Source organism: Streptomyces hokutonensis, from assembly GCF_000376565.1.
GTDB lineage: Bacteria > Actinomycetota > Actinomycetes > Streptomycetales > Streptomycetaceae > Streptomyces > Streptomyces hokutonensis.
The window spans coordinates 212,485-224,390 of sequence record NZ_BARG01000044.1 but is presented as its reverse complement, the minus strand read 5'-3'; the positions used below and the strand labels follow the sequence as shown (position 1 = coordinate 224,390).

The window sequence follows — 11,906 nt, the reverse complement described above, 5'->3', positions numbered from 1 at the left end:
GGGTGCTGGGTCGGACAGTGAGTCAGTACGGGAATCCTGATGAAAATATCAAACTTGACCATGCTTCGTTCAGGCTCGGAGCGGCACGGTCACCACTACACGAAGGCCGGGGTACATCCGGACTACCCGCGTCGCTGGGCGCGCCGTTCGGCACCGAGACGGGCGTAGTACGCGATCAGGGCAGGGTCGTCCAGAGCGGCCGGGTTGACGACCTGGTCGGCCGGGGCGCCCTGGAGCAGGCGTTTGACCGGGACCTCCAGCTTCTTGCCGGTGCGGGTGTGCGGGATGCCCGCCACCTCGATGATCTCGTCGGGGACGTGCCGGGGAGAGGCGCCCGTGCGGATGGCCTCGCGGATGCGGTCGCGCAGGGCGTCGTCCAGTTCGGTACCGGCCACGAGGACCACGAACAGAGGCATCCAGTACCCGCCGTCCGGCTCCTCCGCGCCGATGACCAGCGCCTCCGCGATCTCCGGCAGTCGCTCGACGACGTCGTGGATGTCGGCACTGCCCAGACGTACGCCATGCCGGTTGAGGGTGGAGTCGGAGCGGCCGTGCACGATCACCGAGCCGTGGGAGGTGAGGGTGATCCAGTCGCCGTGCCGCCACACGCCGTCGTACGTGGAGAAGTAGGCGTCGCGGTAGCGGCTGCCGTCGGGGTCGTTCCAGAAGTACAGCGGCATCGACGGCATCGGGCGGGTCACCACCAGCTCACCGACCCGGTCCACGACCGGCAGGCCCTCCTCGTCGTACGCGGCCAGCGCCACGCCGAGGTAGGGCGCGGACAACTCGCCGGCCCGCACGGGGACGGTGGGTGCTCCGCCGGCGAAGCCGGAGACGACGTCGGTGCCGCCGCTGATGGAGGCGAGCTGGACGTGTGCGCCGAGGTGCTCGCCGACCCAGGGGTAGGCGGAGGCGGGCAGCGCGGAGCCGGTGCAGCCGACCGCACGGATCGACGACAGGTCGTGCACCGACGGGTCGATGCCGAACTTGGCCATGCCCAGCAGGTATTGAGGGCTGGTGCCGAACAGCGTGACGCGGTGCCGGGCCGCCAGCTGCCAGAGGATGTCGGGCCGGGTCAGCAGGGCCGGGCTGCCGTCGTACGTGCAGGTCGTGGCACCCGTCAGGAGCGTGGAGACGACGAGGTTCCACATCATCCAGTGGGTGGTGGTGTACCAGAGGAGGCGGTCGCCGGGGCCCAGGTCGGACTGGAGGCCGAGGGTCTTCAGGTGCTCAAGGAGGACGCCGCCGTGGCCGTGGACGATGCCCTTGGGCAGACCGGTCGTACCGGAGGAGAACACGACCCACAGGGGATGGTCGAACGGCACCGGGGTGCAGGTGAGTTGTTCGGTGCGCGTCGCCGTCTCCTCCCAAGGAAGGACCAGCGACGGGTAGTTCGACGAGAGCCCCGGCAGGCCCACGTGGTCGACGAGGACTGTCGCCTTCAACGTCGGCAGTGCGCGGGCGAGTTCGAGGGCGGCCTCGCGGCGGTCGTAGGTGGTGCCGTTGAACAGGTAGCCGTCGGCCGCGATCAGGACGGTGGGTTCGAGCTGGGCGAAACGGTCGGCGGCGGCCGTGGGGGCGTAGTCCTGCCCGCACACCGACCAGACGGCGCCGAGACTCGCGGCGGCGAGGAACGCGACGATCGCGTGCGGGGTGTTGGGGAGATATCCGACGACCCGGTCGCCACGGCCCACTCCCAGGTCGCGCAGGGTGGCGGCAACGGAAGCGACCTGGGAGCGCAGCCGCTTCCCGGTCACCTCGTACCCGGAGCCGGTCTCGTCGAGGGCGACGATCGCCACGTCGTCGTCGGCGAGGTCGCGCAAGGCGTGGTGGGCGTAGTTGAGGGTGGCGCCGGGGAACCAGCGGGCGCCGGGCATCCTCTCGTCGGCCAGCACCCTCTGGTACGGCGTGTCCGCGTCGACGTCGAAGTACTCCCAGACCGCGCCCCAGAAGCCCTCCAGGTCGGTGACCGACCAGCGGTGCAGGGTGGGGTAGTCGGTGAGGTCGGTCTCGACGCCCCGGCGCCGGGCGGCCCAGCGGCCGAAGTCCGCGATCCGGCTGCGCGCGGCGGCTTCCGGGTCGGGGGTCCAGGACGGGTTCGCGTACGGCGTGGTCATCGCGCGGTGCTCCTCGGCAGCGGGGTGGACGCGGGCTGTTCGACGGGCCCGCGGGTGGTGCAGAGCAGGGGCGCCCAGGCGGCGGTGTCGGTGAAGTCGCCGCCGCCCGCCGGGACGACGTCCAGGACGACGCGGTCGGGGCGCAGCAGGACGGCGTCGGCGTGGCCGGCGCGCAGCCAGGCGGCGAGGGTGCCGTCGTCGCCGGACTCGTGGACGTCGACGACCCGGGCGCCGAGTCCGTCGGTGAGCGCGCGCGGTGCGGGCGACAGCGGCACCGCGGTCAGCACGGTGAAGGAGTCCCCGAGGACATCGTCGAAGCGGAGGTGTTGTCCGTCCTCGGTCGTCACCCGGGGCTGTGGGCAGGAGGTGCCGCCGAGTCGGCTGCGGCGCACCAGCGGACCTGTGGGCAGCGGGCGGCCGAGGTCCCGGCTCGCCCTGCCCGTCACCCCCGGTATGCGGCAGGCCGCGGCGACGGCGGTGCGGCGCAGTGCGGCGGCGCGGTCCTGGCCACCGGTCATCGCCCAGCCGGTGGCGACCGCGAGGCGGATCAGATGGCGGGCGTGCGGCTTGCGTTCCCGCTCGTAGGTGTCCAACAGCCGCTCGTCGCCGCCCTGTTGAAGGACGCGGGCGAGTTTCCAGCTCAGGTTGTGCGCGTCGCGCAGTCCCGAGCACAGGCCCTGTCCGACGAACGGCGGGGTGAGATGGGCGGCGTCGCCGAGAAGGAAGACGCGGCCCCGGCGCCAGCGGTCGGCGATCCGGGCCCGGAAGGTGTACTGCGCCTGCCGGACGACGTGGAAGTCGTCGACGCGGGAGATGTCGACCCAGGGGGCGACCAGCTCGCGCAGCCGCTCACCGTCGAGCTCCTCCCCCTCCCTCAGCCGGAACTCCCAGCGGTAGCGGTCCTCGCCGATGCGCATGAAGGTCGCCGGGCGGTGCGGGTCGCAGACCTGGTCGACGCCTTCCCAGCAGCGGACGGCGGCTTTCGTCGTCACGTCGATGACGGTCCAGTGTTCTTCGAAGCGAAGGTCCTCCCACCGCGCGCCGATGGCGTCGCGGGTGAGGCTGCCCGCGCCGTCGCAGCCGAGGACGGCGTCCGCGAGGAGCAGGTGCTCGCCGTCGTCGTCGCGGTAGGCGACGCGCACCGGCCCGTCGCCGTGCTGTCCGACCGCCGTCACCTCCGCTCCGCCCCGCAGCTCGCACTCCGGCCGGCGGGCGAGCGCCTCGCGCAGCAGCCGTTCCAGTTCGGGCTGGTCGAACATGCTGGTCTGCGGGTAGCCGTGGTGGCCCTGCGGTGAGCGCCGGAATTCGGCGATCACGCGGTGGCGGGCGTCCAGCAGCCGCAGTCCGCGCGCGGGGCGGGCGACGGCGGCGAACTCGTCGGCGATTCCGGCGGCTTGGAGGATGCGGCGGACCTCGTCGTCGGTGGCGACGGCGCGGGGCAGGGGGTAGAGGTCGTGGTGGCGTTCGAGGACGACGGTCCTCACCCCGTGCCGGGCGAGCAGCAGGGCGGCGGTCACCCCCACGGGCCCGGCTCCGACGATCACGACCGGCACGTGCTCGGCGGAGTCCGGTCGTACGGCTTGGTCGGCGGTCATGTGCGGCTCACTTCGGGTCTCAGTTCGCGTCGGCCACGGGCGTGCGCTGCTCGCCCAGGTCGATCCGGCCGTCCGGGGTGGCGATGGTGGCGGTGACGACGTCGCCCTGGTGCAAGTAGTGGGGGTTCTTGGCCTGGGTCTTGAAGAACGCCCTCCACTTCACGGCGGGCGGCAGCAGCGCGCCGATCTTCTCGACCGCCTTGGGCGGGGCCTTCAGGGCCGTGCCGCCGGGGGTGCCGGTCAGCAGCAGGTCGCCGGGGTCGAGGGTCTGGAACCGGGCCAGCAGGGTGAGGGCCTGCGCCGGGCGGACGATCATGTCGGCGAGGGTGCGGTCCTGACGCAGCTCACCGTTGACGCTCAACTTCAGCCGCAGATCGAGGAGATGACCGAAGTCCTCCGGCTCCAGCAGCGCCAGGTGGGGGCCGGTCGGCGTGAAGGTGGGGTACGACTTGCTCTCGTAGAACTGCGTCTTGGTCAACTGCACGTCACGCGCGCTGACGTCGTTCGTGACGACGAGCCCGGCGACGTACGTCGGGAGGTCCCGCTCCTCGACGACGGTGCCCACCGGCAGCGATGCCCCCATGACCAGCCCGAGTTCGACCTCGTAGTCGAGGAAGTTCACATGCGACGGCCGGACGATGGCGTCGCCGGGACCGCTGACCGAACCGGACGCCTTGCGGAAGAAGGCGGGCGGGATGTCGCCGGTGAAGCCCGAATCGCGGGCGTGGCTGCGGTAGTTGACCATCTGGGCGACCACCCGGCAGGGCGTGGTGACCGGGGAGAGGGCGACCAGGTCGGCCACGGGGGTGCCTGCCTCGCCGGAGCCGGCGGCCTCACCGACAGCGGCTCGGTCGGCCAGCAGTTCGGCGGTGGTGACGGCCTTGGTGTCGACACGGACGGCGCGCGCGTTGCGCACCACCCACCAACCGTCGGCGGTGCGCAGGACGTTGGTGCTCATGAGTTCATCGCTTTCATCAGGCCCAGCAGACGTGCGGGATCGAGTTCGTTGTCGCCGCGCAGGGCACGCAGCACCTCGCGGACCCTGGCGGGGGACGGACTGGCGCCCAGGAAGTCACGGGTGGCCGGCGGCCCCCACTGGGCCAGTCCGCTCGCCGACATCGGTGCCCAGCCGGGTTCGACATCACGGGAGAACAGGTCGCCGTCGGCGAAGTGCTCCAGCATGAAGTGGTCGGGGTCGCGCCAGTAGTCGAAGAGCTGGCTGCCCTGGATGTGCCGTCCGATGCCCCAACTCCGCTTGTATCCACGCTCGTTGAGGTACTCACCACCCGCGGCGATCGAGTCCAGGTCGGTGACCTGGTAGGCGGAGTGCACATACCCCGTCCCGGGCCCCAGGTGCATGGCCAGCGTGTGGTGGTCGGCCGGCACGCCGCCCAGGTCGCAGCGGATGAACGCCATCGTCGGACCCCGCTCGCGCTGTCCGTCCAGGAACAGGAAGTCGGACACGATCATCCCGAGCGTGTCCAGGTACCAGTCCAGGGCCCGGCCGAACACCCGTGTCTCCAGCACCACATGGCCCAGTCGCTGAATCCGGGACGGCTCCCGGGGCGGACGCTGCATGAGGTTCGTACGACGGTGATCCGTACCGAAGTTGAGGAGCAACGGCTGCTGCCCAGGCAGCGTCGGCAGGGCCTCGGCACAGTGCACGACCCGCACCGGGAAGCCGGACGGGTCGAGCAGACCGACCGCCTTGCCGCCGCCGGGCACGTCCGACTCCCGCACGTCCGTCCCCGTCGCCCGGGCCAGCCGGTCCAGGTCGGCCCGCTCGGCGGCACGGAACGCCGGGCCGATGAAACGCGACGTACGACCGCGCCGGATCACCATGCAGGGCGAGCCCGCGAACGTGCCTCGCAGCCACAGCTCCCGATCCGTGCGAGCCGCGATGCCGAAGCCGAAGTCACGGGCGAAGACCTCGGCCCGGTCCAGGTCGGGCTTCTCGAACTCCAGCCAGGCCAGGTCGGCGACCTTGATCACGGGGTTCCGGGACCGGCCGGAGTGCTCGCCACGCAGGGCACCCCGCGCGCTGTGAAGGTCCTGGTGGGGCGTCGCGACGGCGGCTTGGGCCACGCGTGTTCCAGACATGGTGTCCTCCGAGCAACATTGCCGTAATGAGGAAATCATCAGCTTTGACGGAAGCATCGTCAATAGCTGGAGCGAGAGCAAGTGATGAATTCATCAGAACTGTGGCGGCCCTGGAACCGCAGCTAGACTCGGCCCATGTCCACCTCAGCCCCGCCCGGCAACCGGTTCGAACGGCGCCGCGCCGAAACCCGCAGAGCGTTCGTCCGCGCCGCCCGGCAGATACTCGCCGAGACCGGGGACACCAGCGTCAGCATCCAGGCGATCGCCGAACGCGCCGACGTCGGCTTCGGCTCCTTCTACAACCACTTCGAGTCCAAGACGGAGCTGTTCGAGGCAGCGGTGGCGGACGCCCTGGAGGAATTCGGCCAGACCTTCGACGAGCGGCTGAACGGGATCGACGACCCCGCGGAACTCGTCACGGCCGGCTTCCGGCTCAGCGCGCGCATGGCCGACTCCCACCCGGAGCTCATGCAGGTGCTGCGCCGGCGCGGTCTCGGCCACCTCTACTCGGACAACGGCCTGGCGACCCGCGCGCTGCGCGATCTTCAGGTCGGCATCGCCTCAGGCCGCTTCACCGACGTCGAGCCGGTCGTGGCCCTCTCCGCGCTGGGCGGGACCCTGCTGTCCTTGGTGGAGCTGCGGTTCGCCCGCCCCGAACTGGACGGTGACGAGGCCGCGGTCAGTCTCGCCGAGATGGTCCTGCGCATGCTGGGCGTACCACCGGACGACGCCCACGAGGTCGCCCGTCGACCGCTGCCCGACCTGGGCTGAGTGGTCGACACCGCCGCACGGCGGGCTCGACTCCGTCGTGGTGAACGCACGGTCCGTCCCGCGAGGAACGGCGAACGTCACCGGCCGAGTCGGAGAGTCGAAACCCTCCGAACCACAGCGTCGGATCCTCCGGCGCTGTCCTGCGAGGCGTCGTCGGCTCGGAAGGTGACCGAGTGACCCGAGAAGTGGGCGATCAGGCCGTCGGTCGTGGTGGTGACCGAGCGCAGGTGCAGGCCGTGGGGGATGTTCCGCAGCTGGATGGGCTGCTCGAAGACCTTGTCCAGCGCGGCGCTCCCGGGGGCAGGCAGCGCACCGGCCGTGACGTCGAAGTCCTTGAAGGCGATGCGATTGCCCGAGGCCGCCGTAACGGTCGTCGTCACAGTGACCTGCTTCCCGAGGGGGACGAGGACCACCGCGCTCACCTGACCCGGGCGGCTGCCCTGGGAGATCTCCAGCCCAAGGGTGTTCGACACGTCCGTGTAGGACAGGAAGGCGGTCGCCTCGGCACTGTCGGCCCGTGCCTCACTGTCGTCCTCCGACTTCGTCAACCCCTGGAGCCGGAGGGAGAGTTCGGATACCGGCAGTGGGCGGGTGGCCCCCTGGGCCGGTATGTCGTGAGCGGTGATGTCCACGTGCCGCAGGGTTCCGGAGGCCGCCTGGGTCAGGACGGGGAAGCCTCGGACGTGGACCTGCGGAGGCAGAGGCGTGTCCATGCCCTCCTGGAACGCCTTGGCCGTGCGTGACTCTATGCGTGCTGCTACGACCCGGTCGACGGCAACGGAAAGGACGGCCAGCGCGACAAGAGCGGTGGTCGCGACAGCGAGGGGGTGCCGCCGACTCCGCCGGAGCCCGGGCGATGCGTACGGTTCATACAGAGTGGCCTCGTCCTGAGAGCCGTAGCCGTAGCCGTAGCTGTCATAAGAGGGGTAGTGGGGCTCGTACTGCGAGCCGTCGTCGTGCCTGTGCCGGGACGTGGACAAGGGCGATGCCCTCCTTCATTGGGGTCGGTGGGGCGAGTGGAGCGGCCTGGTTCCGTGCGGGCGGCGGACCGCGGCGGCGGCACTGGTCGACTCCGGCGGCGATCGGGACGGCGGTGGCGACGGTGCCGTCGTCGGCCCGGATCCCGGAGTTGACCATGGTCAGGGGGCCAGCAGGTGGGCCTTGATGGCGCGCGTCGCCGACGGGCGTCCACCCGGCCGGGCGTCATCTCGGGATCGGGAGGACCGGCGGCAACTGACGCGCCGTGGTCTCCGTGCCACCACTCGTGTCTCCGCCCGGCGTCGCGCCCCCGTCCGACTGGTCCTTGCCGGCGTCCTGAGTGACGACGACCACGGTGCTTCCCGCCTCCACCTCGCTCCCCGCGGCTGGAGTGCTCGACGTCACCACCGCGTCGGACGCTTGGGAGTATCCGGTGGCGACGGCGACCTGGAGGCCGAGCGCGTCCAGTTCGTCCTGGACCTCGGCAAGGGTCTTGCCGACGATGTCGGTGGGGATCTGCACGGTCTGCACGGCCTTGGCGATCTTCACGCCGATCGCCGTACCCGGCTCGACCTCGTCGCCGGAAGCGACGCTCTGTCCCACCACGGTCCCCGGCTCGGCGTCGCTCTCGACCTCGGTCGTACTGCCCAGTTTCAGGTCCTGTGCGGCCAGCAGCTTCCGGGCCTCGCTCACGGTCGCACCCGTGAGGTCCGGGACCGTCGCCTGCTGTGCCTCCTTGGCCGCCGTGAGGGTGATTTCGGTGCCCTTCTCGGCCTTCTCACCGCCCTCCGGGTCCTGTTTGAGGACGGTTCCGGGATCCTCGCTGCCGGATGTGACGTGCCGGAGCTTCACCTTGAATCCCTTGTCCTCCAGGATCCGGGACGCGTCGTCCTCGTCCTTGTCCGTGACGTCCGGCACCTCGACCTTGGGCGCCCCGGTGGACACGGTGACCGAGACCGCCTCGCCCTTGGCGAGCTCCCCTTTCGCGGGGCTCTGCTCACAGATGTGGCCACTCGGCTGGTCCGCGCAAGGCTCGCGCTTGTCGACGGTGACGGTGAGGTCGACGTTCTCCGCGGTACGCCGCGCCTCCTCCAGACTCTGGCCCACAAGGTCGGGCACGTCGGTCCTGCCGTCGTCTGCCGCACCACGCCCGAACATGAACCAGCCCACTACCAAAGCCAGGACGACGACGGCGACGCCCACCGTGATCAGCACGACGGTTCCCCTGCGCCGACCGCTCTCCTCCTCCTGGTCGGCGGCGTCGTACGGGAAGTCGCCCTCCACCGGCGGGGGTTCGGCGCCCGACATGCGCGGGCCCGTACCGAGGAACGCCTCGACGTCGTCGAGCATCTGCTCGGCGGACTGGTAGCGATATCCGGGATCCTTCTCCAGGGCGCGCAGGACGATCGCGTCCACCTGGGGTCCGACCTCCGGGTTGTAGAGGCTCGGCGGGCGCGGGACTTCCTGGATGTGCTGGTACATCAACGCCATCGGCGTCTCGCCGGTGAACGGCGTGCGGAAGGTCAGCAGTTCGTACAGCAGGCAGCCGATGGAGTACAGGTCGGACCGCGCGTCGGTCTCCCGTCCCATCGCCTGTTCCGGCGAGAGGTACTGGGCGGTCCCGATCACGACCGACGTCTGCGTCATGCCGACGTCCCGGGCGTCCCGGGCGATCCCGAAGTCCATGACCTTGACATCTCCGGCCCAGTTCAGCATGACGTTGGCCGGTTTGATGTCCCGGTGCACGATGCCGTGCTGATGGGAGTGGGCCAGGGCCCGCAGGACTCCGGCCGTCACCGCGAGGGCCCGTTCGGCGGTCATCGGCGGCCCGGAGTGCAGGGCGTCGCGCAGGGTGGTCCCGTCGACGTACTCCATCACGAGGTACGGCAACCGGGACCCGCCGTAAGCCACCTCCTCCCCCGTGTCATACACCGCTGCGATGGCGGGATGGTTGAGCGAAGCGGTGGACTGCGCCTCCCTCCGGAACCGTTCCTGAAGCGCCGGTTCGTGGGCGAGGTCGCCGCGCAGGGTCTTCACAGCCACACTGCGGTCGAGCCGGAGATCGTGCGCGAGATGCACCTCGGCCATACCGCCGGAGCCGAGCAGGTGTCGCAGCTCGTACCGGCCACCGATGAGGGCCACCGGGTGCCCCTGCTGGGGAAGCGTCAGGTCGTCTGGTCCGCCGAGGTTCACTGCGCTTCTCCACAGAGGGTCGGAAGTCAGGGCCGGGATCTGACGCGACAGCCGCGCCGCCCATGCAGCCAGGAGCAGAAAGATACTTGCACACTAGCGAGCAATTATGGTGTCCGGTGGGGTACAGAGCATGAGACGCTCATCACGGTTCACGTTCCGGGCTCCGCCTGGACGACACAACGGCAGCAGACGACTCCGCCCCGGCAGAGCCCGGGGCGGGCAAGATCGCTCACATGTCTGGTGCGACGGCGCCGACGGCTCAGTCGTCAGCCGCGGACTCCACGGTCACAGCCAGCGCGACAGTCACCCGCCCCTCCGACACTCCGGCCACAATCAGCGCGGTGAAGGCGACCCGGGTCCCGCCGCCGCCCTCCAGGGTCCCGGTGGTGACCGCCTCCGGCAGTGCGACCGCCCTCGCTTCCAGCCCTGACCCGATCCACACCGAAAGCGGGCCACGACGGCCGGCCACGAAGCCCCGGGCCGGCGATCCCGGGACCGTTTAGCCGACCCAGCGGTACGAAGTGAACGTCACCAGCGCACGCTCCGCCGCAGACGGTGCACTCCTCAAGGACGCACACCTGCCCTGCAGGGCAGGTGCCGGCCGACGAGCGCGCCTGACAAGTCCAGGGGATCCTCACCCAGCACGGACAGCACCAAGTCGCCCTTCTGGGGCGGCCGACGGAAGAGCCGCCCGTTCCCTCGCCACCACAAGCCGCCCGACCAGCAGCACAAGCCACCTGACACACCATCAGGACGAGCGTCGAATGACGCCCGCACCGCGCATACTGCGCACGCACAAAACCACAGGTCAGGACAGCTTGGCCACCGGCTCAAGGATCGCAACGCACTCCACAGGTGGGGTACTCGGAGGACGCCAACGGCCCACCCCGCTCACGTCTTCAGGTCCGCGCTGTCACCTACGGCCCGGACGTACACTCCCACTTCGCGGACTTCGTCCAGTTCGCGGCGACGCGCCGGACGGAGGTCAGCAGACAGGCGCGTACGGCGTGCTCGGGCCCGGAACCGCCGCGCACCGCCTGGAGCATGCGGGCGAAGACCTCGGCGGTCAGGTCGTCGGCGGTGTGCGCGTCCCGGCAGCAGGTGCGGGCGTAACGGCGCACGGCGTCCGCGTGGCGCCGGTACAGCTCCTCGTACGCCGTGTCGTCGCCGGCGCGCATCCGCTCGATCAGCGAGACGTCGGCCGCCGGCAGCTCCAGCACACCGCCCTCGCCGGGATCGCCACCCTGATCCGCAATGGCAGCCTCGATAGGGTCGGGCCCCCGAGGGAGGCGTCCTCCCCAGCCTGGCACCCTCGTGGAGCCGATGCCTCCCGAACCTACGTCACTGCCAACGAGTGACTCGTCCCACCCGGCAACACTCATCGCGAAAAGCCCCCGCCAAACGACTACTCTCCGTCAAGGACGTTCTGAATCTGGGCGACATCGTCGTGGTCGGTGACGGGGCAGCTCTGCACGACGGTGTCTCCGGTGTCGAGATCCTCGTACAGCCTTTGGCACTTGTCCTCCTCTCCGATGGTGCCCAGCATGCGGAGTTGTGGGGCTACGGGTCTGTCTCCTGCCACGGTGGGGAGCCCCGGCATGGTTTTGTGTCAGTGCTCAGGCAGCGAGGCGCCGTCGCGCGCGATCGCCGGGCCTGTACGCGGATGAACCCGATGCCGGGCACGGGTACGTGTCACGCATGCGGGTCAGCTCGGCCGGAGGTAGCGGCGGGCGATTGCCGTCCACTCCTCATCCGCCCGTCCGGGGACGAACCGACCGGCTGTCTCCCACTGCCGGGCGAGTTCGGTGAAGATCGGCTCCAGGTCGGGACGCAGAACCGCTTCATTGCCACTGCGCCACACACGGGTGACGGGCGTGAACCACATCGTCGTCGTGGCCCCGTCGGGCTCGAAGCCGTTTGGGTCATCGGATTGGCCTGCGTACGTCACGGTCTTCCTGTTCGCCGTCGGCTGCCCGCCGGTCAGCCCAGTGCCTTGGGCGGGCCAGGCCGTGCGGTGGGCGGTGTCGCGGCGGCTGTCGTCGTCGGGACACCTCGGATGGGGGAACTGAGGCTGCTGGCCCCAGGAGCTGGACTCGGCGTCGTGGCCAAGCCTCCAGCGGTCGACAACTGCGCCGGGGGCAGGCTGGAGAGA

Annotated in this window: 10 protein-coding genes and 1 pseudogene; 1 reads left to right on the top strand and 10 read right to left on the bottom strand. The window is 70.4% G+C overall.

Translation table 11 applies throughout. From position 1 onward, the window contains the following. Positions 1-122: 122 nt before the first annotated feature. The 4 genes from SSP08S_RS27285 to SSP08S_RS27270 are packed head-to-tail and all read right to left on the bottom strand — an operon-like array spanning position 123 to position 5,812. Complete coding sequence (locus tag SSP08S_RS27285; RefSeq protein WP_019070817.1) at positions 123-2,117, bottom strand: acetoacetate--CoA ligase; 1,995 nt, start codon at positions 2,115-2,117, stop codon at positions 123-125. Beyond that, positions 2,114-3,712, bottom strand: a complete 1,599-nt coding sequence (mhpA, locus tag SSP08S_RS27280; protein ID WP_019070816.1) for a bifunctional 3-(3-hydroxy-phenyl)propionate/3-hydroxycinnamic acid hydroxylase MhpA — start codon at positions 3,710-3,712, stop codon at positions 2,114-2,116. The genes SSP08S_RS27285 and mhpA overlap by 4 nt, the downstream gene beginning before the upstream one ends. Before the next feature lie 19 nt (positions 3,713-3,731). Beyond that, complete coding sequence (locus SSP08S_RS27275) at positions 3,732-4,670, bottom strand: fumarylacetoacetate hydrolase family protein (protein ID WP_019070815.1); 939 nt, start codon at positions 4,668-4,670, stop codon at positions 3,732-3,734. Next, positions 4,667-5,812, bottom strand: a complete 1,146-nt coding sequence (locus SSP08S_RS27270; protein WP_026178864.1) for a VOC family protein — start codon at positions 5,810-5,812, stop codon at positions 4,667-4,669. The genes SSP08S_RS27275 and SSP08S_RS27270 overlap by 4 nt, the downstream gene beginning before the upstream one ends. A gap of 135 nt (positions 5,813-5,947) precedes the next feature. Between SSP08S_RS27270 and SSP08S_RS27265 the strand changes: the two genes are divergently transcribed. Beyond that, positions 5,948-6,583, top strand: a complete 636-nt coding sequence (locus SSP08S_RS27265) for a TetR/AcrR family transcriptional regulator (RefSeq protein WP_019070813.1) — start codon at positions 5,948-5,950, stop codon at positions 6,581-6,583. Positions 6,584-6,660: 77 nt separating this feature from the next. Here the strand turns inward: SSP08S_RS27265 and SSP08S_RS27260 are convergent, their stop codons facing one another. The 6 genes and pseudogenes from SSP08S_RS27260 to SSP08S_RS56060 all read right to left on the bottom strand — a co-directional run bounded on the left by SSP08S_RS27260 (position 6,661) and on the right by SSP08S_RS56060 (position 11,702). Continuing rightward, entirely contained in the window at positions 6,661-7,563 is a 903-nt protein-coding gene (locus SSP08S_RS27260; protein ID WP_019070812.1) for an LmeA family phospholipid-binding protein, read from the bottom strand. A 223-nt stretch (positions 7,564-7,786) separates the two neighbouring features. Beyond that, entirely contained in the window at positions 7,787-9,754 is a 1,968-nt protein-coding gene (locus SSP08S_RS27255; RefSeq protein WP_019070811.1) for a Stk1 family PASTA domain-containing Ser/Thr kinase, read from the bottom strand. Positions 9,755-10,013: 259 nt separating this feature from the next. Next, positions 10,014-10,223: a hypothetical protein gene (locus SSP08S_RS27250; RefSeq protein ID WP_026178863.1), complete on the bottom strand. Its 210-nt coding sequence runs from the start codon at positions 10,221-10,223 to the stop codon at positions 10,014-10,016. Between the two features lie 466 nt (positions 10,224-10,689). Continuing rightward, positions 10,690-11,136 (bottom strand): annotated as a pseudogene (locus SSP08S_RS59605) (RNA polymerase sigma factor); the annotation flags it as partial. A gap of 23 nt (positions 11,137-11,159) precedes the next feature. After that, complete coding sequence (locus SSP08S_RS62585) at positions 11,160-11,300, bottom strand: hypothetical protein (RefSeq protein WP_019070808.1); 141 nt, start codon at positions 11,298-11,300, stop codon at positions 11,160-11,162. 159 nt (positions 11,301-11,459) lie between these two features. Further along, complete coding sequence (locus SSP08S_RS56060; protein WP_019070807.1) at positions 11,460-11,702, bottom strand: hypothetical protein; 243 nt, start codon at positions 11,700-11,702, stop codon at positions 11,460-11,462. Between the last annotated feature and the right edge of the window lie 204 nt (positions 11,703-11,906).

Excerpts from the sequence above, each read along its gene's own strand:
- SSP08S_RS27285 (WP_019070817.1), bottom strand. The coding sequence starts at position 2,117 with ATGACCACGCCGTACGCGAACCCGTCCTGGACCCCCGACCCGGAAGCC.
- mhpA (WP_019070816.1), bottom strand. The coding sequence starts at position 3,712 with ATGACCGCCGACCAAGCCGTACGACCGGACTCCGCCGAGCACGTGCCG.
- SSP08S_RS27275 (WP_019070815.1), bottom strand. The coding sequence starts at position 4,670 with ATGAGCACCAACGTCCTGCGCACCGCCGACGGTTGGTGGGTGGTGCGC.
- SSP08S_RS27270 (WP_026178864.1), bottom strand. The coding sequence starts at position 5,812 with ATGTCTGGAACACGCGTGGCCCAAGCCGCCGTCGCGACGCCCCACCAG.
- SSP08S_RS27265 (WP_019070813.1), top strand. The coding sequence starts at position 5,948 with ATGTCCACCTCAGCCCCGCCCGGCAACCGGTTCGAACGGCGCCGCGCC.
- SSP08S_RS62585 (WP_019070808.1), bottom strand. The coding sequence starts at position 11,300 with ATGCTGGGCACCATCGGAGAGGAGGACAAGTGCCAAAGGCTGTACGAG.